We start from the raw sequence: 21,305 nt of genomic DNA on the forward strand, positions 1-21,305 counted from the left end.
CCAAAAGACTACCTGCTGGATTCTCACCACTGGCTGATTCTGCACGGTCGCTATGTGTGTCTGGCGCGCAAGCCACGCTGTGGCAGCTGCCGGATCGAAGATTTGTGCGAGTACAAACACAAAACCTCGGACGATTGATTGGCTATTGGAATAATTGATTTACCGATTGAAAAAATCTTTTTTACCCGCAGCAGGAATATCGATATAAGGAGCGCCAAAGGCAGTCTTAGCCTGGAGTTCACCTTATGACTGACAGCAAAGAACAACTGGATGTAGATGACGATTTCACCGCTGTAGAAACCGACGACGCCGAACCGGTGGTCGAAGTCGCCAAGACCAATCTGAGCAAACGCCGCACCATCGACAACCTGCTTGAGGAGCGCCGACTGCAAAAGCAATTGGCCGACTACGATTTTGATCTTTGACACTTGAAAGCCTCCCTGACCGGAGGCTTTTTACTTTCTGCAGCATCTGACATGGCGCAGCGCACGTTGCCTCGGGCTTCAGGAGCATCAGACAAGCCCGTTGCGTTGCGCCAGTTCAATCAGATCCACCAACGACCGGGCATTGAGTTTCAATAGCAGGCGGGTCTTGTAAGTGCTGACCGTCTTGTTGCTGAGAAACATGCCATCGGCGATTTCCTTGTTCGTTTTACCCCGCGCCAACTGCTGCAACACCATCATTTCCCGCCCTGACAGGCGGTCTACCATATCGGCCTCGCTGGCATTACCAAGGCTGGTACGTACGGTATGCAGGGCCTGATTGGGAAAATAACTGTATCCGGACAGTACGGCTTTGATCGCACTGAGCAGCTCCGTCAGATCCTGCTGTTTACAGACATACCCTGCCGCCCCCGATTGCATGCAGCGCATTGAAAAATGCCCTGGGGCCTGGGAAGTCAACACCAATACTTTCAGGGGCATCGGTGTCGAGTTCAGGCGCGCAATAACTTCAAGACCATCGAGCTTCGGTATTCCAATATCCAGGATAACGATGTCCGGCATCTGTTCACGCGCAAGTTGCAAGGCATCTACACCGTTATCCGTTTCTGCAATGACTTCGTAGCCATGACGTTCCATCAGCATACGCACAGCAAGACGAATGACGGGATGATCATCCACGATCAGCACTTTATTCATGGGCAAGTCCAGTTTCGCTGTTCGAATTTTTAGAGCACGCACAATAGCCCAGTCACTTCCGACATGGCACAAGAGAGTTCCATTGCACTCCCAGCGAAAGACATTCCCTACAACAAATAAAGACTATTCCTACAAAAAAACCCACTGACGCACTATTTCCATGACACGACTGTTTTTCCACCCCCTGCACCGACGTGAAAAATACTACGCCCTGAAGCCCTTGCGCACTCGCTTTCAGAGCAAGTTGCTCATCGAATGCAGACCGAATATTCCTGTTCGACGAATACCTGTGACTCACCCGCCATCGGCACTTGGCAGATGACCAATTGTAAAAAGCAACATACAAACCATTCAAAGCACTTTAACAATCAATGTCTGAAACAAGATACTTCTACCCAACTGATTTTCTTTAATATAAAAATAGCCTCAAGCATAAACTTCAACCCACACCCAACCACTCCACCTATCGGAAACACACATTTAATGAGCACTTCCCATGATAAAAGTCAGAAAAAAGATAACCAACCCCATGACTATAATTGCGATATTTGCATTTATTTCCGAATCATCAGCCGCCATTTCCTTGCCTTTTTTAGATAACGACGAAAGGGAGGTCTATGTCTGGTTTCTGATCAGCTTCCCGTTTTACTTGTTGCTGCTGTTTTTTCTAACACTGAACTTCAACTACCGCTCTCTGTACGCCCCCTCGGATTTCGAGAAAGATGACAGCTTTCTAAAAACCTTTGAGGAACTCAAGACCACCGAGAGTACCCCTGATTTGTCTCCGACAGACTCTTCAATTGCAAGCGGCAAGAAATCAGATTCGAATAAACCAGAACGAACGCTACTAAAACAAGGTACTGACCAGACGTACTCCCATCGGTCTGCTGAAATAGCCTGCCCGGAGGAACCGTGGATAGAACACAACATTCAGTTCCCTAAACCCATGGGCACGTTGCGTGCCATAGATGTACGTCCGATGAACAATTCACAGGCGTTCAATATTCTGGTCGAACACTTTCCGCGCCTGAGCAAGCAATCAACCAAGGCAGTGCTGTTTTTGACCGATCCCGTATCCGAAGTTTTGCTCAAGCAAAGGACGCTCAGCCTTATCAGACAGTCGAAGAAAAGCGGCGGCGCGAAACTCTTTGTCGCCTATAACGTGAGTACACAAAGCACTACGGTTCTGAGAGAACTATGAAACGCAAGGCAGATGCCTGAAATGGGTATTCAAGAAAACCCCGGAATGGGCCGTAGCGACAGACAATCCAGGAGAGCGCCAGACGAGCACAAAAAAATGGCGGCTTTGTCCAGAGACAAGCCGCCATTTTTCATACAGGCCTGCGTGACTTAAAACAGCTTGCGGCCCTTGTTGGCTGCAATGCGCATGCGCAGCGCGTTGAGCTTGATGAAGCCCGCCGCATCGGCCTGGTTGTATGCGCCGCCGTCTTCTTCGAAGGTCGCGATATTGGCGTCGAACAGCGAATCGTCGGACTTGCGACCGGTGACGATCACGTTGCCTTTGTACAGCTTCAGACGAACCACACCGTTCACGTTGACCTGCGAAGCGTCGATCATCTGTTGCAGCATCAGACGCTCCGGGCTCCACCAGTAACCGGTGTAGATCAGGCTGGCGTATTTCGGCATCAGCTCGTCTTTGAGGTGAGCGACTTCGCGGTCCAGAGTGATCGATTCGATGGCGCGGTGTGCACGCAGCATGATCGTGCCGCCCGGGGTTTCGTAGCAACCACGGGACTTCATGCCGACATAGCGGTTTTCCACGATGTCGAGACGGCCGATGCCGTGAGCACCACCGATCTTGTTCAGTGTCGCCAATACGGTGGCCGGGGTCATTTCGACGCCGTCCAGGGCAACGATGTCGCCGTTGCGGTAGGTCAGTTCCAGGTATTGCGGGGTGTCGGGAGCCTTCTCCGGGGAGACGGTCCAGCGCCACATGTCTTCTTCGTGCTCGGTCCAGGTGTCTTCCAGCACGCCGCCTTCATAGGAGATGTGCAGCAGGTTGGCGTCCATCGAGTACGGGGACTTCTTCTTGCCGTGACGCTCGATCGGGATCGCGTGCTTCTCGGCGTAGTCCATCAGCTTCTCGCGCGACAGCAGGTCCCACTCACGCCATGGCGCGATCACTTTAACGCCTGGCTTGAGGGCGTAGGCACCCAGTTCGAAACGCACCTGGTCGTTGCCCTTGCCGGTGGCGCCATGGGAAATGGCGTCGGCGCCGGTTTCGTTGGCGATTTCGATCAGGCGCTTGGCAATCAGCGGACGTGCGATGGAAGTACCCAGCAGGTACTCGCCTTCGTAAACGGTGTTGGCGCGGAACATCGGGAACACGAAGTCACGCACGAATTCTTCGCGCAGGTCGTCAATGTAGATTTCTTTGACGCCCATGGCCTGAGCCTTGGCGCGAGCCGGCTCGACCTCTTCGCCCTGACCCAGGTCAGCGGTGAAAGTCACCACTTCACAGTTATAAGTATCCTGCAGCCACTTGAGGATCACCGAAGTGTCCAGGCCGCCGGAATACGCCAGAACGACCTTGTTTACGTCCGCCATGCCATCACTCCACGGGGTTCTACGGAAAGCCGAGGAGTCTACCGCTCAAATCCGATAATTTACAGAGGCGCGACAGCTTAAGACGACAAAGCGACAGAATCTGTCGAGAGCGCGACGATGACCGGCGGGTCAGGAAGTCGCTGCAGCATTGGCAGGCGTACTGGCTTGCGGCGCTGGCGCGGTGGTCGGCGCCACTCGTGCAAGCTTCACGCTAACCCGGCGATTCTTCGCCCGGTTAGCCGCATTGTTGTTCGGCACCAGCGGGTACTGCTCGCCGTGGAAGCGCACGGTGATCTGCGATTCGGCGATGCCGTTGGCCTTGAAGAAGTCAACCACCGCCAGCGCGCGCCGGCGTGACAGTTCACGATTGGTGAGGCGATTACCGCTGTTGTCGGAATAGCCATCCAGTTCGATGTGATTGACCGTTGGGTCGGCCTTCATGAACTCGAGCATCACCTGCAGCCTGGCCTTGGCGTCGGCATCCAGATCGGTGCCTTCGCCAGGAAAGCCTATCTGCGAGTGTTTGACCTGATCGAAATTCTGCGGCAGCAGCTTCGCCACGCAGGTCTGGTATTCGTTGAACGCCTTGCTGAACTTGACCGGCAACAGACGCACTTCAGAAACCCGGCCATCGCCGGACGCACGACGCACCACCGGACTGCGCCCGTCGAGCAAACCGCTGATCAGTCCGCCGGCCTGGGATTGCGAACTGTTGAACAGCACGTTGCCGGTGCCGATCCTGACGCTGCCCAGATTGATGTCGTTGCGCCCCGGCTGCCAGGGCGCAGCTGCCGCGAGCAACGTCGCCGAACCGCCGCCGAGCATGGCGTTGTAGGCATTGAGACGAAAGATCGCCTGCTCGCCGGCCTTGCGCACGAACTGGCCCGAGCCGAAATCGGTGATCGGCTGGGTCAGACGGCACTCAAACTTGTCGCCCTCGACCGTCCACTCAATGTTCTCCAGACGCGTCTGGTAGGTGAGCGCCATCGCGGGGAGGCTGGCAAACACACTGAGCAAGGCTAAATATCGCTGGCGCACGGGAGGCTCCATTGGCTTCTGTCACACAAAGACCGATTCACACTATGTTTACGGCATACCTACGGGCTATCGGAAGGTTCCGGCAAAACTTGATAGCGAGTGCCTGCAAGAGTCTTTTCCGGTAGCATTCCCCTCAGTTTGACCCGCCTGGAATCCCCTCATGTCCGACCGCCTGACCCTGCTGCGTCCCGACGACTGGCACATTCATCTTCGCGATGGTGCCGTGTTGACCAATACCGTTGCCGATGTGGCGCGCACCTTTGGCCGCGCCATCATCATGCCCAACCTGGTACCACCGGTGCGCAACGCCGCTGAAGCCGATGGCTATCGCCAGCGGATTCTCGCTGCCCGCCCGGCCGGCAGTCGTTTCGAACCGCTGATGGTGCTGTACCTCACCGACCGCACCCAGCCCGAAGAAATTCGTGAGGCCAAGGCCAGCGGTTTCGTGCACGCTGCCAAGCTGTATCCGGCTGGCGCCACCACCAACTCCGATTCCGGAGTGACCAGCATCGACAAGATCTTCCCGGCGCTGGAAGCCATGGCCGAAGTCGGCATGCCGCTGCTGATCCACGGCGAAGTCACCCGTGGCGATGTCGATGTCTTCGACCGCGAAAAGATTTTCATCGATGAACACATGCGCCGTGTGGTCGAGCGTTTCCCGACGCTCAAAGTGGTGTTCGAACACATCACCACCGGCGACGCCGTGCAGTTTGTCAACGAAGCCTCGGCCAACGTTGGCGCGACCATCACCGCGCATCACCTGCTGTACAACCGCAACCACATGCTGGTGGGCGGGATCCGGCCGCACTTCTACTGCCTGCCGATCCTCAAGCGCAATACCCATCAGGAAGCCCTGCTCGACGCCGCCACCAGCGGCAGCGCGAAGTTCTTCCTCGGCACCGATTCGGCGCCGCACGCCCAGCACGCCAAGGAAGCTGCCTGCGGCTGCGCCGGCTGCTACACCGCGTACGCCGCCATCGAGCTGTATGCCGAAGCGTTCGAACAGCGTAATGCGCTGGACAAGCTCGAAGCGTTTGCCAGCCTCAACGGCCCGCGCTTCTACGGTCTGCCGGCCAACACCGATCGCATCACCCTGGTTCGCGAAGAATGGACCGCCCCGACCAGCCTGCCATTCGGCGAGCTGAACGTTATCCCGCTGCGCGCCGGTGAAAAACTGCGCTGGCGCCTGCTGGAGGAACACGCGTGAGTGAAGACCATTTCGACGACGAACTGGACGGTCAAGGTGGCGGCGGCGGTTCCCGTCATCCAATGGCAGCGCGTTTTCGCGGTTACCTGCCGGTTGTCGTCGACGTAGAGACCGGTGGCTTCAACTCGGCCACCGACGCTCTGCTGGAGATTGCTGCGACCACCATCGCCATGGATGAAAAGGGTTTCGTTTACCCGGACCACACCTACTTCTTCCGCGTCGAGCCATTCGAAGGCGCGAACATTGAAGCAGCCGCGCTGGAATTCACCGGGATCAAGCTCGATCACCCGCTGCGCATGGCGGTCAGCGAAGAAACCGCGCTGACCGACATCTTCCGTGGCGTGCGCAAGGCACTGAAAGCCAACGGCTGCAAACGGGCGATCCTGGTCGGCCACAACAGCAGTTTTGATCTGGGCTTCCTGAATGCCGCCGTGGCGCGTCTGGACATGAAGCGCAACCCGTTCCATCCGTTCTCCAGCTTCGACACCGCGACGCTGGCCGGTCTGGCTTACGGTCAAACCGTTCTGGCGAAAGCCTGTCAGGCCGCCGACATCGATTTCGATGGCCGTGAAGCGCATTCGGCGCGTTACGACACCGAGAAGACCGCGGAGCTGTTCTGCGGCATCGTCAACCGCTGGAAGCAGATGGGCGGCTGGGAAGACTTCGACGACTGATCCTCGTCGGGTATTTCCTGCGCATGAAAAAACCGGCCACTTGGGCCGGTTTTTTTGTACCTCGACGTTGCGCCTTACAGGGCAGCAGCGTTCTCGGTCAGGTAAGCCGCGACGCCTTCTGGCGAAGCGTTCATGCCTTTGTCGCCTTTCTTCCAGTTGGCAGGGCAAACTTCGCCGTGCTCTTCATGGAATTGCAGAGCGTCGACCAGACGGATCAGCTCTTCCATGTTACGACCCAGCGGCAGGTCGTTGATGATCTGCGAACGGACGACACCCTTGTCGTCGATCAGGAACGCGCCACGGAAAGCCACGCCGCCTTCGGATTCAACGTCGTAGGCCTTGGCGATTTCGTGCTTCATGTCGGCAGCCATGGTGTATTTCACCTGGCCGATGCCGCCGTTGTTGACCGGAGTGTTGCGCCAGGCGTTGTGGGTGAAGTGCGAGTCGATCGACACGGCGACCACTTCCACATTGCGCGCCTTGAAGTCAGCCATGCGGTTGTCCAGAGCGATCAGCTCGGACGGGCAGACGAAGGTGAAGTCCAGCGGGTAGAAGAACACCAGGCCGTATTTGCCTTTGATGGCCGAGGACAGGGTGAAGCTGTCAACGATCTCGCCATTGCCGAGTACGGCCGGGACGGTGAAGTCAGGGGCTTGTTTGCCTACGAGTACGCTCATGGATATCTCCTGGTGAATAACTTTGAAGTTCAGGGTCCGGGCCAGCCTGCCACCCTCAGGCGACAGCCCTGTGACACGAACCCTCTTCGCAAGGGCTGACCATCATACACTGCGTTTTTCGCCTGTCCTTAACGGTTTTTTGCCCAATGCAGGTAACGGACCCGCATTTTCGGGGCCAGGCAATTCGCCATTAATCACCGTTCGTCAGTGACCCGCCTTTCGATCGAAAACCATTCAGAAAGCACTTTGACAATCATTCTCGTTAACATTAAGATCCATCGCAATTGAGTCACAACCAGCGACGGTTCTCACTTATGTATGTTTGCCTCTGCACTGGCGTCACCGACGGACAGATCCGCGAAGCGATCTATGAAGGTTGCTGCAGCTATAAAGAAGTCCGCCAGGCCACCGGCGTCGCCAGTCAATGCGGCAAATGTGCCTGCCTGGCCAAGGAAGTGGTTCGCGAAACCCTGACCAAGCTGCAAACCGCTCAGGCTGCGATCCCCTATCCGGTAGAATTTACAGCTGCGTAATTACCCAGATTTCGAAGAACCGGACTTATGTCCGGTTTTTTTATGTCCGCAAATCAAGTGCTTAGGTGCCAGACGCGGAACACAAACATTCTTATTCAGATTTAATTTCATTTATTATTCAATAACTTAGGTTTGACACTTATAAGTACCCGGCTCAAACTCCGCCTTATATACAGCTATTACAGGGCAGGACTCCCATCATGAAAGGCGACATTACAGTCATCCAGCATCTCAACAAGATCCTTGCCAATGAGCTGGTCGCGATCAATCAGTACTTCCTGCATGCCCGCATGTATGAAGATTGGGGCCTGAACAAGCTGGGCAAGCACGAGTACCACGAATCCATCGATGAGATGAAACACGCGGACAAGCTGATCAAGCGCATCCTGTTCCTCGAAGGACTGCCAAACGTGCAGGACCTGGGCAAGCTGCACATCGGCGAGCACACCCGGGAAATGCTGGAGTGTGACCTGCGCATCGAGAAGACCGGCCACGCCGACCTGAAAGCCGCCATCGCCCATTGCGAATCGGTTGGCGACTTCGGCAGCCGTGAACTGCTTGAAGACATTCTCGAATCCGAAGAAGAGCATATCGACTGGCTGGAAACCCAACTGGGCCTGATCGATAAAGTCGGTCTCGAGAACTATCTGCAATCGCAGATGGGCGAAGAGTAGGAGCTGCCGCAGGCTGCGATCTTTTCAGATTGCACCGGCAACTCGCGTTAACTTTTCCAGCGCACTAAAAAGCCCCGCCCTCTTTCGAGGTGCGGGGCTTTTTTATTGGCTGAAGATCAAAAGATCGCAGCCTCGTTTCACTCGACAGCTCCTACAGCAGAAGCATGTGCCGAGTGAAAGCCCGATCAGGCTTCGGACTTGGCCGCAGCCGCCTTGGCCGATGCTTCCTTGACCAGAGTCTGCAGCTCACCGTTGGCGAACATTTCAGCCATGATGTCGCTGCCGCCGACCAGTTCACCACCAACCCACAGTTGCGGGAAAGTCGGCCAGTTGGCGTACTTTGGCAGGTTGGCGCGGATTTCCGGGTTCTGCAGGATGTCGACGTAGGCGAACTTCTCGCCACAGCCCATTACAGCCTGCGCAGCTTTCGCGGAAAAGCCACACTGTGGGGCATTCGGCGAGCCTTTCATGTAAAGCAGAATGGTGTTGTTGGCAATCTGCTCTTTAATCGTTTCGATGATATCCATGGAGCACCTCGGCTGAACTTTCCGACTCATGGGTCGGCACGGTGACGCATTGTAACGGAATCCCGAGCGCGCTGCTCGGTCTCCCCGACAGGCATATTCAAGCCGCCACCACCGTCACCGGTACGCCATTGAGCGCCGCGTTGCCCGACAGCTCGTCGAGCTGGCATTCATCGGTCAGGTCGTTGGCGCTCGACCCCGGCTGACCACTGGCAATCGCCATCTGCACGCCCGGGCGCGCCGTGCCCCCAGCCATGGGGCAGGCTGACCACGCCTTTCATCATGTCCAGGCTGCCGAGTACCTCCACTTCGATCTGTCCGACCCGCGAACTGACGCGCACCAATTGCCCGTCGTCGAGTCCGCGACTGGCCAGATCGTCGGGGTGCATCAGCAGTTGATGACGCGGCTTGCCCTTCACCAGACGATGGTAATTGTGCATCCACGAATTGTTGCTGCGCACATGGCGCCGGCCGATCATCAACAGCTCATCGGCTGCCGGCGCCTGCAAGGCCGCAAAGCGTGCGAGATCAGCGAGGATCTCCGGCGGCGCAGCCTGCACCCGTTGATCTGGCGTCTTGAGGCGGGCGGCAAGATTCGGTCTCAACGCCCCAAGATCAATCCCGTGCGGATGATCGAACAATGTCGCCAACGACAGCTTCCGATCGGACGTATCGCCATACAGTCCCATGCGCAGGCCCATATCGATCATCTTCGCCGGCGGCAGGGTCGGTTTCAGTTCCTTGCCGGTCTTTTCGGCAAAGGCTTTGGCCAGGCCGACGAAGATCTCCCAATCGTGCAACGCTCCCTCTGGTTTGGCGAGAATCGCCCGGTTGAAGCGAGTGACGTTGCGCACCGCGAACAGGTTGAACGTAGTGTCGTAGTGATCGTTCTCCAGCGCCGAGGTCGACGGCAGGATCAGGTCGGCGTAACGCGTGGTTTCGTTGATGTACAGGTCGATGCTGAGCATGAACTCCAGACCGTCCAGCGCCTGCTCCAGTTGCCGGCCGTTGGGCGTCGACAACACCGGATTGCCGGCCACCGTGATCAGCGCGCGGATCTGCCCTTCGCCTTCAGTGAGCATCTCTTCGGCCAGCGCCGACACCGGCAGCTCGCCGCCGTATTCGGGCCGTCCGGACACCCGGCTCTGCCATTTGTTGAAATGCCCGCCCGAGGTCGACGCCACCAGATCCACCGCCGGCTCGGTGCACAACGCGCCGCCCACCCGGTCAAGGTTGCCGGTGACCAGATTGATCAACTGCACCACCCAATGACACAAGGTGCCGAACGCCTGGGTCGAAACGCCCATACGCCCGTAGCACACCGCACTCGGGGCGGCAGCGAAATCCCGCGCCAGTTGGCGGATCTGCTCGGCCGGCACCGCACACAGCGGACTCATGGCTTCGGCAGTGAAGGTTGCGACGGCTGCGCGCACTTCATCAAGGCCATCAACCGGCAAGTGGCTGTCACGGGTCAGGCCTTCGCTGAACAAGGTGTTGAGCACCCCGAACAAAAGCGCCGCGTCGCCACCAGGCCGCACGAACAGGTGCTGATCGGCGATGGCCGCCGTTTCGCTGCGCCGTGGATCGACCACCACCACTTTGCCGCCGCGGGCCTGAATCGCCTTCAGGCGTTTCTCGACATCCGGCACGGTCATGATGCTGCCGTTGGACGCCAGCGGGTTGCCGCCGAGGATCAACATGAAATCGGTGTGATCGATGTCCGGGATCGGCAGCAGCAAGCCATGGCCGTACATCAGGTAACTGCTCAGGTGATGCGGCAACTGATCGACCGAAGTCGCCGAGAAGCGATTGCGCGTCTTCAGCAAGCCGAGAAAGTAGTTGCTGTGAGTCATCAGCCCATAGTTGTGCACGCTCGGGTTGCCCTGGTAGACCGCCACCGCATTCTGCCCGTGACGCTCCTGAATCGCCGCCAGACGCTCGGCCACCAGTGCAAAGGCCTCGTCCCACTCGATCGGCAGCCATTCGCTGCGACCCGGCGCATCGGCTGACGCAGGCGATCGGGGTCATTCTGGATGTCTTGCAGGGCCACGGCCTTGGGGCAGATGTGCCCGCGACTGAAGGTGTCGAGCGCGTCACCCTTGATCGAGGTGATCGCAACGTTGCCATCGGTTTCGGTGGTCTCGATGGTCAGGCCGCAAATGGCTTCACACAGGTGGCAGGCACGGTGATGGAGAGTCTTGGTCATGGCCAGTCTCTGTCTTGTTCTGGGCAGGCAACGGGCATGCCTGCGGGAACAAAACTATGGCCCCCGCGCAGATCCTGCGCCAGCGACGTTTGTCCTGTGAATCGACGGTTATCAGGCGAGCCGATAAGCCGCCATGATCAATTCGACGGCAGCTGCGGCGGCGCGGCCAGCTGAATTTCCTGAATGGTTTCGATCTGCTCGTGGGCGACGTGCACGCCGGTGAGTTCGCCGATCAGTCGCCAGTGCTCGTCGAGCCCGGCACTGATGGTCGCCATGCGATCGATCATGTGACGGCCGGCGGTCTTGACCACTTCGTCTTCGCTGCGCAGCAGTTCGAAGGACATTGAAGTCACCGACGCGGTGAGATGGGTCAATGAGCGAGCCGTGTGACCCAGCAGTTCCATTAACAGTTTTTCTTTCGATTCCATGCGGAGGCTTCCTGCGTCGCTCGAAACTTATTTATAACCCAGCACTTTGCTTTAGCAAATGTTTCAGTCCGAGCATCCGACCAAGTGATGGCATGGCGCCACGGTCGTAAACCGACTCAGGCGACTCGATCCCCGCCACACTCGATTGCCAAGCCCTGCAAGGCCGGTGTACAAAGAGCCTCGCTGCGGCCTTGAACCGGTCTTCATATGTCCGCCAGCAAGATACGAAACATCCTCCGAGTCCCGCAAAATCCGTAGCCTATTGGCGTAACGCGACATTTAGTGTCAATATCGCGCCTTCCCCTATTTCGTCGCCCCGTGCGGCTTACGCCGCAGGTCTCGCCCGTTGTTCCGTTAAACAAGGCTTTGAGCATCTGCGGTTTGTAACAAAAAGGTAGTCAATGATGAGCGCAAGGCACTTTCTCTCCCTGATGGATTGCACGCCCGAAGAGCTGGTCAGCGTGATCCGTCGAGGCGTTGAGCTCAAGGACCTGCGTAACCGCGGCGTACTGTTCGAGCCGCTGAAAAACCGCGTCCTGGGGATGATCTTCGAGAAATCCTCGACCCGTACCCGGATCTCCTTCGAGGCCGGCATGATCCAGCTCGGTGGCCAGGCGATCTTCCTGTCGCCGCGTGACACCCAACTGGGCCGTGGCGAACCGATTGGCGACTGCGCCATCGTCATGTCGAGCATGCTCGATGCGGTGATGATCCGTACCTTTGCCCACAGCACCCTGACCGAATTCGCCGCCAACTCGCGCGTGCCGGTGATCAACGGCCTGTCCGATGACCTGCACCCGTGCCAGTTGCTGGCCGACATGCAGACCTTCCTCGAACACCGTGGCTCGATTCAGGGCAAGACCGTGGCGTGGATCGGCGACGGCAACAACATGTGCAACAGCTATATAGAAGCGGCGATCCAGTTCGACTTCCAGTTGCGCGTTGCCTGCCCGCAAGGCTACGAGCCCAATCCTGAGTTCGTCGCCCGCGCCGGCGATCGCGTGACCATCGTCCGTGATCCGCAAGACGCCGTGCGCGGTGCGCACCTGGTGAGCACTGACGTCTGGACTTCGATGGGTCAGGAAGAGGAAACTGCCAAGCGCCTGAAGCTGTTTGCACCGTTCCAGGTGACCCGCGCCCTGCTCGATCTGGCGGCTGAAGATGTGCTGTTCATGCACTGCCTGCCAGCGCACCGCGGTGAAGAAATCAGCCTCGACCTGCTCGATGACCCGCGCTCCGTTGCCTGGGATCAGGCAGAAAACCGTCTCCACGCACAGAAGGCCCTGCTCGAGTTCCTCGTCGAACCGGCATATCACCACGCATGAGTCATGAATTACTGCTGAACCTGCGCAACCTCGCTTGCGGCTACCAAGATCAACGCGTGGTGCAGAACCTCAATCTGCACCTCAACGCCGGCGACATCGGCTGCCTGCTCGGCTCGTCCGGCTGCGGCAAGACCACCACCCTGCGCGCGATTGCCGGTTTTGAACCGGTGCACGAAGGGGAAATCACTCTGGGCGGCGAAACCATTTCCAGCGCCGGTTTCACTCTGGCCCCGGAGAAACGCCGAATCGGCATGGTGTTCCAGGACTACGCACTGTTCCCGCACCTCAGCGTCGCGGACAACATCGCCTTCGGCATCCGCAAGCACCCGAACAAGGCGCGCGTTACCGAAGAGCTGCTGGAACTGGTCAACCTGAAGAACCTCGGCAAACGCTTCCCGCACGAGCTCTCCGGCGGCCAGCAACAACGCGTCGCCCTCGCCCGCGCCCTGGCGCCGGAACCGCAACTGCTGCTGCTCGACGAACCGTTCTCCAACCTCGATGGCGAACTGCGGCGCAAGCTCAGCCACGAAGTGCGCGACATTCTCAAGGCCCGTGGCACCAGTGCGATTCTGGTGACCCACGACCAGGAAGAAGCCTTCGCCGTGAGCGATCACGTTGGCGTATTCAAGGAAGGTCGGCTGGAACAGTGGGACACACCCTACAATCTCTACCACGAGCCGGCGACGCCGTTTGTGGCCAGTTTCATTGGTCAGGGTTATTTCATTCGCGGTCAGCTCGGCAGCCCGGAATCGGTGCAGACCGAACTCGGCGAACTGCGCGGCAACCGGGCCTATACCTGGCCGGTGGGCGGCGCGGTGGATGTGTTGCTGCGTCCGGATGACATCGTTTATGCGCCGGACAGCGCGTTGAAAGCACGCATTGTCGGCAAGACCTTCCTCGGTGCCTCGACCCTGTATCGCCTGCAACTGCCGACCGGCGCGCAGCTGGAATCGATCTTCCCCAGCCATGCCGACCATCAGGTGGGCGCGGATGTCGGGATCCGGGTTGCTGCAGAACACCTGGTCCTGTTCCAGGCATCGGGCAGCACCGCCGCACAAATCCCGGCAGTGGAAAACGGCGTCCGCCGCTACAGCACCGCCCTCTGATCAAACAGAACATCGGAGTGTGGAGGTTTTTTTGTGGTGAGGGGATTTATCCCCCGATGGGGCGCGAAGCGGCCCTTTAGCCTGCACCGCGGAGTGCCTGGCACTGTGCAAGTAATGGTTTGGGGCTGCTGCTCAGCCCATCGGGGATAAATCCTCTCACTACAAAGGCTCACTCCAACAAAGTTTTGCGTTAACCGAGGATCAGCGTGCCGCTGGCAACCAGCGTCGCATTGCCGCCGATCTTCACCCGCTCGCCTTCCAGCCGACAGAACAACTCCCCGCCCCGCGCCGAACGCTGGCACGCGGTCAAGCTGGATTTGCCCAGACGTTTCGACCAGTAGGGAATCAAGCTGCAATGCGTCGAACCGGTCACCGGATCTTCGTTGATGCCGATTGCCGGGGCGAAATAACGCGAGACAAAATCATGCTGATTGCCGCGCGCTGTCACGATGGCGCCAAGCCACGGCAGTTTCGCCAGCGCTACCATGTCCGGTTTGCAGTCGAGCACTGCCTGCTCCGACTCCAGTACCACGAACAACTCGTTGGAACCGAGCACATCCACCGCCTCGACACCCAGCGCCCGCTCGACATCCAGCGTCACGCCAATCGCTGATGGCACGATCGACGGAAAGTCCAGCCACAGGCGATCGCCTTCGCGGCTGACGCTCAACGGCCCGGACTTGCAGGTGAAATCCAGACGCTCGACGTTTTCTTTGTAGACCTCGAACAACACGTAGGCACTCGCCAGCGTCGCATGCCCGCACAACGGCACTTCGGTGGTCGGAGTGAACCAGCGGATGTGCCACGCGGCGCCTTCACGCACCACGAACGCGGTTTCCGCCAGATTGTGTTCGGCGGCGATCTTCTGCATCAACTCATCCGCAAGCCATGCGTCGAGCCGATACACCATCGCCGGATTGCCACTGAACGGTCGATCACTGAACGCGTCGACCTGATGAAACTCAAGCTGCATAACCTTCTCCCTAAGTCCGTGGGCAGAGCATGCGGCGCGGGCCGGATCAGCGCCAGTGACAGAACCGGCCAATTTTCTTCATACAGAATTCAGCGTTACACCCGACCGATGTCGGCAAATTTGCCCTGGGTGTGCTCGGCGAGTACGGCGGGCGCCAACTCGACCTCCAGGCCGCGTCGGCCAGCACTGACATAAATAGTCGCAAAACCCTGAGCCGAGTTATCGATGAAGGTGCGCAGACGCTTCTTCTGCCCCAGCGGACTGATCCCGCCCAGCAGGTAACCGGTGGAGCGTTGCGCCGCAGCCGGGTCAGCCATTTCGACTTTCTTCACGCCCGCCGCGTGTGCCAGCCCCTTGAGATCAAGGCTTCCGACGACCGGTACCACCGCCACCAGCAATTCACCTTTTTCGCTGGCAGCGAGCAACGTCTTGAACACCTGCGCCGGCTCCAGCGCCAGTTTCTCTGCGGCCTCCAGCCCGTAGGACGCGGCCTTTGGGTCATGTTCGTAACTGTGCACGCGATGTTCGGCACGAACTTTTTTCAACAAGTCCAACGCAGGGGTCATGGCAGCTCCAGGCTCGGCATCAACAGAAAAATCCTGCGCCGGATTCTAGGTCATCACAGCGCAAAAGGCTCTAGCGCAAGCCCCGTTTTCCGGGCTTTGCGCGTGAGCCGCCAGGCTATCGCCGCCGCCATCGGCAGGACCATTCAGCAGGTTGATAGTTGAATTGTGACCGATGGTTCACTTTCGACCTTTGACAGGTTTGTTTCTTGTCTATATTTTTTCGAATCTGAATAATGTAAGAATTATCGTCACCGCAGCACCCAGCAGTAAACCGGGAACAGGATGGGGATCCTGCCTCGGGGAAAATCGCGCCTTGCCCTGACGGCAAACGCGCCAGACAACAACAAAAACCGAGGTTTTCAATGACAACTGCTTTACAGCAACCATCGCTTTCCGGCCAATGCCTGGCCGAGTTTCTGGGGACTGCACTTCTGATCTTTTTCGGCACCGGCTGTGTCGCCGCGCTCAAAGTCGCGGGCGCCAGCTTCGGCCTGTGGGAAATCAGCATCATCTGGGGCGTCGGCGTGAGCATGGCGATCTACCTGACCGCCGGCGTTTCCGGCGCGCACCTGAACCCTGCCGTGAGTATCGCCCTGAGCATTTTCGCCGACTTCGAAAAGCGCAAACTGCCGTTCTATATCCTGTCGCAGATCGCTGGCGCCTTCTGCGGCGCGCTGTTGGTTTACACGCTGTACAGCAATCTATTCTTCGATTACGAACAAACTCACCACATGGTGCGTGGCACCGCCGCCAGCCTCGAATTGGCCTCGGTGTTCTCGACGTTCCCCAATCCAGTGCTGTCCACCGCCCAGGCGTTCCTGGTCGAGATGATCATCACCGCGATCCTGATGGGCGTGATCATGGCCCTGACCGACGACAACAACGGCCTGCCGAAAGGCCCGATGGCCCCGCTGCTGATCGGTTTGCTGATTGCCGTGATCGGCAGTTCGATGGGCCCGCTGACCGGTTTTGCGATGAACCCGGCCCGTGACTTCGGTCCGAAACTGATGACTTTCTTCGCCGGCTGGGGTGAAATTTCCTTCACTGGCGGCCGCGATATTCCGTACTTCCTGATACCGATTTTTGCACCGATTGTCGGTGCCTGCCTCGGCGCTGCCGGGTATCGCGGGCTCATTGCCCGTCACCTGACCGGCGCCACACCTGCTACAAAGGATGCAGAACCGGCCATTGACGGCAAACCAAGAACTTCTTGAAACAGTCGGCGCGGGTTCCTGCCCATTCAGAACCCGCGCCACGGCCCACTCTCCCTTATTTCGTCCAAGGCAATCGACATGACCGACATTCAGAATAAGAACTACATCATTGCCCTCGATCAGGGTACGACCAGCTCCCGCGCGATCATCTTCGACCGCGACGCGAACGTGGTCTGCACCGCCCAGCGCGAATTCGCCCAGCATTACCCGCAAGCCGGTTGGGTCGAACACGATCCGATGGAAATCTTTGCCACCCAGAGCGCGGTGATGGTCGAAGCGCTGGCCCAGGCCGGTCTGCATCACGATCAAGTCGCCGCCATCGGTATCACCAACCAGCGTGAAACCACCGTGGTCTGGGACAAGACCACTGGCCGTCCGGTGTACAACGCCATCGTCTGGCAGTGCCGCCGCAGCACCGAGATCTGCCAGCAGCTCAAGCGCGATGGCCATGAAGACTACATCCGCGACAACACCGGTCTGGTCACCGACCCGTACTTCTCCGGCACCAAACTGAAGTGGATCCTCGACAACGTCGAAGGCAGCCGCGAACGTGCGCGCAACGGCGAACTGCTGTTCGGCACCGTCGACAGCTGGCTGATCTGGAAATTCACCGGCGGCAAAGTGCACGTCACCGACTACACCAACGCCTCGCGCACCATGCTCTTCAACATCCACTCGCTGGAGTGGGATTCGAAGATGCTGGAAATCCTCGACATCCCGCGCGAGATGCTTCCGGAAGTGAAAGCGTCTTCGGAAATCTATGGTCGCACCAAAAGCGGGATCGCCATCGGCGGGATCGCCGGTGACCAGCAAGCGGCACTGTTCGGCCAGATGTGCGTCGAGCCGGGCCAGGCAAAAAACACCTACGGCACTGGCTGCTTCCTGCTGATGAACACCGGCGACAAAGCGGTGAAATCGCAGCACGGCATGCTCACCACCATCGCTTGCGGCCCGCGTGGTGAAGTGGCTTACGCCCTGGAAGGCGCAGTCTTCAACGGTGGCTCGACCGTGCAGTGGCTGCGCGATGAACTGAAGATCGTCAACGACGCTCATGACACCGAATACTTCGCCAATAAAGTGAAGGACAGCAACGGCGTGTACCTGGTACCGGCGTTCACCGGTCTGGGCGCTCCCTACTGGGACCCGTATGCCCGTGGCGCACTGTTCGGCCTGACGCGCGGCGTACGCGTGGATCACATCATCCGCGCCGCGCTGGAATCGATCGCCTACCAGACCCGCGACGTGCTCGACGCCATGCAACAGGACTCCGGTGAACGCCTCAAGGCCTTGCGCGTGGACGGCGGCGCGGTGGCGAACAACTTCCTCATGCAGTTCCAGGCCGACATCCTCGGCACCCAGGTCGAGCGCCCGCAAATGCGCGAAACCACGGCGCTGGGCGCGGCGTATCTGGCCGGTCTGGCGTGCGGTTTCTGGGGCAGCCTGGAAGAACTGCGCGGCAAAGCGGTAATCGAGCGCGAGTTCGAACCGAGCCTGGACGAAGTCGAGAAAGAGAAACTGTACAAAGGCTGGAAAAAAAGCCGTCAGCCGCACCCGTGACTGGGCGCGTGAAGACGCTGAATAAGCCAGTCTGAGGACTGACTTAAGCTGTCCAAACAGCGTGAAAGCGTAGCGAGCGAAGGCAAGACAAGGCAAAAACAGGCGAGGACGCGGAGTTTACGGGTTTGTAAATGAGCAGTCCGAGCCTGTTTTTAACGCAGGATTGCCGAGCGCAGTAGCTTTCACGTTGTTTGGAAACTGGTCGGGAGGAGATTCCTGCGTCATCATGGGCAAATTTTGCACGGCAGCCCAAAGGAAGCCCCATGAATCTGCCTCCCCGTCAGCAGCAAATCCTCGAGCTGGTCCGCGAACGCGGCTATGTGAGCATCGAGGAAATGGCCACGCTGTTCGTTGTCACCCCGCAAACCATCCGCCGCGACATCAATCAGCTCGCGGAAGCCAATCTGTTGCGTCGCTACCATGGCGGCGCGGCCTACGATTCCAGCGTCGAAAACACCGCCTATGCGATGCGCGCCGATCAGATGCGCGACGAAAAAACAACGCATCGGCGAAGCCATCGCCGCGCAGATCCCCGATCACGCTTCGCTGTTCATCAACATCGGCACCACCACCGAATCGATTGCCCGCGCCCTGCTCAATCACAACCATCTGAAGATCATCACCAACAACCTGCACGTCGCCTCGATGCTCAGTGCCAAGGATGATTTCGATGTGCTGCTGACCGGCGGCAACGTGCGCCGTGACGGCGGCGTGGTGGGTCAGGCGAGCGTGGATTTCATCAATCAGTTCAAGGTCGATTTTGCGCTGGTGGGCATCAGCGGCATCGACGAAGACGGCAGCCTGCTCGACTTCGATTATCAGGAAGTGCGCGTGTCGCAAGCGATCATCGCCAACGCGCGGCAGGTGATTCTGGCGGCGGACTCCAGCAAGTTCGGGCGTAACGCGATGATCCGCCTCGGTCCGATCAGCCTGATTGACTGCCTGGTGACCGATCAGCAACCCGTGCCGGCGCTGGCGCAGTTGCTGAGCCAGCACAAGATTCGTCTGGAAGTCGTTTAACCCCGTCGACATTCCCCTGTGGCGAGGGGATTTATCCCCGATGGGCTGCGAAGCAGTCCCAAAACCACCCAATGCGGTGTGCCTGATATCCAACATTGAGGGGCCGCTACGCGGCCCATCGGGGATAAATCCCCTCGCCACAGAGAGCATCCCTGCCTCAATAATGTTCGAAAATTTTCTCTTAGCCGCCCTTCGATGAGTTTTTTCAATCGAAGGCGACTGGCTGCGCGCGTCTTTATGGGCTACCATTTTCGCAAATGAACATTTATGTTCGATTTCAAAGACAGAAAATCAAAAGAGCCCGAGGCCAGCCGATGTCCACCTCTACCTTGCGTACGCCCCCGATTGCCGAGATTTACGATGTTGCCGTGATTGGCGGCGGGATCAATGGCGTGGGGATTGCAGCGGATGCCGCCGGTCGCGGTCTTTCGGTGTTCCTTTGCGAAAAGGATGACCTGGCCAGCCACACTTCGTCGGCCAGCAGCAAGCTGATCCACGGTGGCCTGCGCTACCTCGAACATTACGAATTTCGTCTGGTGCGTGAAGCACTGGCCGAGCGCGAAGTGCTGCTGGCCAAGGCGCCACACATCGTCAAGCCGATGCGATTTGTGCTGCCGCATCGCCCGCACCTGCGTCCGGCGTGGATGATCCGCGCGGGCCTGTTCCTTTATGACAACCTCGGCAAGCGCGAAAAGCTGCCAGGTTCGAAAAGCCTGAAGTTCGGCGCCGACAGCGCACTGAAAAGCGAAATCAAGAAAGGCTTCGAATACTCCGACTGCTGGGTCGATGACGCCCGCCTCGTTGTGTTGAATGCGATGGCTGCCCGTGAACACGGCGCGCACATTCACACCCAGACCCGTTGTGTCAGCGCCCGCCGCGCCAAGGGCCTGTGGCACCTGAACCTGGAACGCGCCGATGGCAGCCTGTTTTCGATCACCGCCAAAGCGCTGGTGAACGCCGCCGGTCCATGGGTCGCCAAGTTCATCCGTGACGACCTGAAAATGGAGTCGCCGTACGGCATTCGCCTGATTCAGGGCAGCCACATCATTGTGCCGAAGCTGTACGAAGGCGATCACGCGCATATCCTGCAAAACGAAGATCAGCGCATCGTTTTCACCATTCCGTACCTGAACCACTTCACTCTGATCGGCACCACCGACCGTGAGTACACCGGCGATCCGGCGAAAGTTGCAATCACCGACGGCGAAACCGATTACCTGCTGAAAGTGGTCAACGCCCACTTCAAGAAGCAGATCAGTCGCGACGACATCCAGCACAGCTACTCGGGCGTGCGCCCGCTGTGCAATGACGAATCCGACAACCCGTCGGCCGTGACCCGCGACTACACCCTGGCCCTGTCTGGCGGCGGTGAAGAGGCACCGCTGCTGTCGGTGTTCGGCGGCAAGCTGACCACCTACCGCAAGCTCGCAGAGTCGGCGATGGCCCAGTTGATGCCGTACTTTACCCAGATGCGCCCAAGCTGGACCGCTGCCGCGACCCTGCCCGGCGGTGAAGACATGACCACCCCGCAAGCCTTGAGCGCACAGATCCGCGACAAGTTCGACTTCGTCCCGAGCGAAATCGCCCGCCGCTGGGCCACCACCTACGGCAGCCGCACCTGGCGCATGCTCGAAGGCGTGGAAACGCTGGCCGACATGGGCGAACACCTCGGCGGCGGGCTCTATACCCGTGAGGTTGACTACCTGTGCAGCGAAGAATGGGCGACCACGGCGCACGATATTCTGTGGCGTCGCAGCAAACTGGGCCTGTTCACCACCCCGGCCGAGCAGGAGAAACTGGCGGCCTACCTGGGCAAGGTCGAGCAGAACCGCAAGACTGAAGCGGCGTGAATTGAACCTCGCTTAAACGAAAGCCC

The 21,305-nt window shown here is 58.6% G+C and carries 19 protein-coding genes and 4 pseudogenes; 13 read left to right on the top strand and 10 right to left on the bottom strand.

What is annotated here, in order from left to right:
* Together HT737_RS08980 and HT737_RS08985 are read left to right on the top strand one after the other, a co-directional pair.
* A pseudogene (locus tag HT737_RS08980) lies at positions 1–138 on the top strand (endonuclease III); the annotation flags it as partial.
* Positions 139–245: 107 nt separating this feature from the next.
* Positions 246–425: a PA3496 family putative envelope integrity protein gene (locus HT737_RS08985; protein WP_041068377.1), complete on the top strand. Its 180-nt coding sequence runs from the start codon at positions 246–248 to the stop codon at positions 423–425.
* 87 nt (positions 426–512) lie between these two features.
* Here the strand turns inward: HT737_RS08985 and HT737_RS08990 are convergent, their stop codons facing one another.
* Complete coding sequence (locus tag HT737_RS08990; protein WP_003227711.1) at positions 513–1,139, bottom strand: response regulator transcription factor; 627 nt, start codon at positions 1,137–1,139, stop codon at positions 513–515.
* 496 nt (positions 1,140–1,635) lie between these two features.
* On the opposite strand from HT737_RS08990, the gene HT737_RS08995 reads away from it, so the two are divergent.
* Complete coding sequence (locus HT737_RS08995) at positions 1,636–2,340, top strand: hypothetical protein (protein ID WP_182402275.1); 705 nt, start codon at positions 1,636–1,638, stop codon at positions 2,338–2,340.
* Positions 2,341–2,489: 149 nt separating this feature from the next.
* On the opposite strand, the gene HT737_RS09000 is transcribed toward HT737_RS08995, so the two are convergent.
* Entirely contained in the window at positions 2,490–3,707 is a 1,218-nt protein-coding gene (locus tag HT737_RS09000; protein ID WP_027612065.1) for an argininosuccinate synthase, read from the bottom strand.
* 129 nt (positions 3,708–3,836) lie between these two features.
* Positions 3,837–4,745, bottom strand: coding sequence for an OmpA family protein (locus HT737_RS09005; RefSeq protein ID WP_086791774.1), 909 nt, complete (start codon positions 4,743–4,745; stop codon positions 3,837–3,839).
* Positions 4,746–4,905: 160 nt separating this feature from the next.
* Between HT737_RS09005 and pyrC the strand changes: the two genes are divergently transcribed.
* Both pyrC and rnt read left to right on the top strand, forming a co-directional pair.
* Positions 4,906–5,952: a dihydroorotase gene (pyrC, locus tag HT737_RS09010; RefSeq protein WP_047296199.1), complete on the top strand. Its 1,047-nt coding sequence runs from the start codon at positions 4,906–4,908 to the stop codon at positions 5,950–5,952.
* The gene (gene rnt / locus HT737_RS09015; RefSeq protein WP_003227721.1) at positions 5,949–6,626 is read left to right on the top strand and encodes a ribonuclease T; all 678 of its coding nucleotides are present in this window, start codon (positions 5,949–5,951) and stop codon (positions 6,624–6,626) included. The genes pyrC and rnt overlap by 4 nt, the downstream gene beginning before the upstream one ends.
* A 74-nt stretch (positions 6,627–6,700) precedes the next feature.
* On the opposite strand, the gene HT737_RS09020 is transcribed toward rnt, so the two are convergent.
* A complete protein-coding gene (locus HT737_RS09020) occupies positions 6,701–7,303 on the bottom strand; it encodes a peroxiredoxin (protein WP_007963972.1) in 603 nt (200 codons plus the stop codon).
* A 314-nt stretch (positions 7,304–7,617) separates the two neighbouring features.
* On the opposite strand from HT737_RS09020, the gene HT737_RS09025 reads away from it, so the two are divergent.
* Together HT737_RS09025 and bfr are read left to right on the top strand one after the other, a co-directional pair.
* Positions 7,618–7,836 carry a bacterioferritin-associated ferredoxin gene (locus HT737_RS09025; protein ID WP_003227725.1) on the top strand — a complete coding sequence of 73 codons (219 nt, stop codon included), beginning with the start codon at positions 7,618–7,620 and terminating at the stop codon, positions 7,834–7,836.
* Between the two features lie 200 nt (positions 7,837–8,036).
* Entirely contained in the window at positions 8,037–8,510 is a 474-nt protein-coding gene (bfr, locus tag HT737_RS09030; RefSeq protein ID WP_007963971.1) for a bacterioferritin, read from the top strand.
* A 185-nt stretch (positions 8,511–8,695) separates the two neighbouring features.
* Here bfr and grxD read toward each other — a convergent pair whose 3' ends face one another.
* From grxD to HT737_RS09045, 3 genes and pseudogenes are all read right to left on the bottom strand, one after another.
* Positions 8,696–9,037 (bottom strand): Grx4 family monothiol glutaredoxin, encoded by a 342-nt coding sequence (grxD, locus tag HT737_RS09035; RefSeq protein ID WP_003227729.1) that lies wholly within the window; start codon positions 9,035–9,037, stop codon positions 8,696–8,698.
* A 97-nt stretch (positions 9,038–9,134) separates the two neighbouring features.
* A pseudogene (locus HT737_RS09040) lies at positions 9,135–11,240 on the bottom strand (molybdopterin oxidoreductase family protein).
* 137 nt (positions 11,241–11,377) lie between these two features.
* Positions 11,378–11,668, bottom strand: coding sequence for a hypothetical protein (locus HT737_RS09045; RefSeq protein ID WP_027612069.1), 291 nt, complete (start codon positions 11,666–11,668; stop codon positions 11,378–11,380).
* Positions 11,669–12,072: 404 nt separating this feature from the next.
* Here HT737_RS09045 and argF point away from each other — a divergent pair, with 404 nt between their 5' ends.
* Both argF and HT737_RS09055 read left to right on the top strand, forming a co-directional pair.
* Complete coding sequence (gene argF, locus HT737_RS09050; RefSeq protein WP_047296204.1) at positions 12,073–12,993, top strand: ornithine carbamoyltransferase; 921 nt, start codon at positions 12,073–12,075, stop codon at positions 12,991–12,993.
* The gene (locus HT737_RS09055; RefSeq protein ID WP_108183676.1) at positions 12,990–14,099 is read left to right on the top strand and encodes an ABC transporter ATP-binding protein; all 1,110 of its coding nucleotides are present in this window, start codon (positions 12,990–12,992) and stop codon (positions 14,097–14,099) included. Before argF ends, HT737_RS09055 begins: the two co-directional genes overlap by 4 nt.
* Positions 14,100–14,289: 190 nt before the next feature.
* Here HT737_RS09055 and HT737_RS09060 read toward each other — a convergent pair whose 3' ends face one another.
* Positions 14,290–15,072 (bottom strand): PhzF family phenazine biosynthesis protein, encoded by a 783-nt coding sequence (locus HT737_RS09060; RefSeq protein WP_182402277.1) that lies wholly within the window; start codon positions 15,070–15,072, stop codon positions 14,290–14,292.
* Between the two features lie 95 nt (positions 15,073–15,167).
* Positions 15,168–15,638, bottom strand: a complete 471-nt coding sequence (ybaK, locus tag HT737_RS09065; RefSeq protein ID WP_047296209.1) for a Cys-tRNA(Pro) deacylase — start codon at positions 15,636–15,638, stop codon at positions 15,168–15,170.
* 362 nt (positions 15,639–16,000) lie between these two features.
* Here ybaK and HT737_RS09070 point away from each other — a divergent pair, with 362 nt between their 5' ends.
* Both HT737_RS09070 and glpK read left to right on the top strand, forming a co-directional pair.
* A complete protein-coding gene (locus tag HT737_RS09070) occupies positions 16,001–16,852 on the top strand; it encodes an MIP/aquaporin family protein (protein WP_027612073.1) in 852 nt (283 codons plus the stop codon).
* Between the two features lie 78 nt (positions 16,853–16,930).
* Positions 16,931–18,434, top strand: a pseudogene (glpK, locus tag HT737_RS09075) (glycerol kinase GlpK).
* Between the two features lie 199 nt (positions 18,435–18,633).
* Here the strand turns inward: glpK and HT737_RS31795 are convergent.
* Positions 18,634–18,831: a hypothetical protein gene (locus HT737_RS31795; RefSeq protein ID WP_306287195.1), complete on the bottom strand. Its 198-nt coding sequence runs from the start codon at positions 18,829–18,831 to the stop codon at positions 18,634–18,636.
* Here HT737_RS31795 and HT737_RS09080 point away from each other — a divergent pair.
* Both HT737_RS09080 and glpD read left to right on the top strand, forming a co-directional pair.
* Positions 18,745–19,429, top strand: a pseudogene (locus HT737_RS09080) (DeoR family transcriptional regulator). The gene HT737_RS31795 and the pseudogene HT737_RS09080 overlap by 87 nt on opposite strands.
* Positions 19,430–19,743: 314 nt before the next feature.
* Positions 19,744–21,279, top strand: coding sequence for a glycerol-3-phosphate dehydrogenase (gene glpD / locus HT737_RS09085; protein ID WP_182402279.1), 1,536 nt, complete (start codon positions 19,744–19,746; stop codon positions 21,277–21,279).
* Positions 21,280–21,305 lie beyond the last annotated feature (26 nt).

The organism is Pseudomonas sp. MD195_PC81_125, from assembly GCF_014060985.1.
Lineage (GTDB): Bacteria > Pseudomonadota > Gammaproteobacteria > Pseudomonadales > Pseudomonadaceae > Aquipseudomonas > Aquipseudomonas parakoreensis.

Coding starts and splice junctions, on each gene's coding strand:
- HT737_RS08985 (WP_041068377.1), top strand. CDS start 246: ATGACTGACAGCAAAGAACAACTGGATGTAGATGACGATTTCACCGCT.
- HT737_RS08990 (WP_003227711.1), bottom strand. CDS start 1,139: ATGAATAAAGTGCTGATCGTGGATGATCATCCCGTCATTCGTCTTGCT.
- HT737_RS08995 (WP_182402275.1), top strand. CDS start 1,636: ATGATAAAAGTCAGAAAAAAGATAACCAACCCCATGACTATAATTGCG.
- HT737_RS09000 (WP_027612065.1), bottom strand. CDS start 3,707: ATGGCGGACGTAAACAAGGTCGTTCTGGCGTATTCCGGCGGCCTGGAC.
- pyrC (WP_047296199.1), top strand. CDS start 4,906: ATGTCCGACCGCCTGACCCTGCTGCGTCCCGACGACTGGCACATTCAT.
- HT737_RS09020 (WP_007963972.1), bottom strand. CDS start 7,303: ATGAGCGTACTCGTAGGCAAACAAGCCCCTGACTTCACCGTCCCGGCC.
- HT737_RS09025 (WP_003227725.1), top strand. CDS start 7,618: ATGTATGTTTGCCTCTGCACTGGCGTCACCGACGGACAGATCCGCGAA.
- bfr (WP_007963971.1), top strand. CDS start 8,037: ATGAAAGGCGACATTACAGTCATCCAGCATCTCAACAAGATCCTTGCC.
- grxD (WP_003227729.1), bottom strand. CDS start 9,037: ATGGATATCATCGAAACGATTAAAGAGCAGATTGCCAACAACACCATT.
- HT737_RS09045 (WP_027612069.1), bottom strand. CDS start 11,668: ATGGAATCGAAAGAAAAACTGTTAATGGAACTGCTGGGTCACACGGCT.
- argF (WP_047296204.1), top strand. CDS start 12,073: ATGAGCGCAAGGCACTTTCTCTCCCTGATGGATTGCACGCCCGAAGAG.
- HT737_RS09055 (WP_108183676.1), top strand. CDS start 12,990: ATGAGTCATGAATTACTGCTGAACCTGCGCAACCTCGCTTGCGGCTAC.
- HT737_RS09060 (WP_182402277.1), bottom strand. CDS start 15,072: ATGCAGCTTGAGTTTCATCAGGTCGACGCGTTCAGTGATCGACCGTTC.
- ybaK (WP_047296209.1), bottom strand. CDS start 15,638: ATGACCCCTGCGTTGGACTTGTTGAAAAAAGTTCGTGCCGAACATCGC.
- HT737_RS09070 (WP_027612073.1), top strand. CDS start 16,001: ATGACAACTGCTTTACAGCAACCATCGCTTTCCGGCCAATGCCTGGCC.
- HT737_RS31795 (WP_306287195.1), bottom strand. CDS start 18,831: ATGGTAGCGACGCAACAGATTGGCTTCCGCGAGCTGATTGATGTCGCG.
- glpD (WP_182402279.1), top strand. CDS start 19,744: ATGTCCACCTCTACCTTGCGTACGCCCCCGATTGCCGAGATTTACGAT.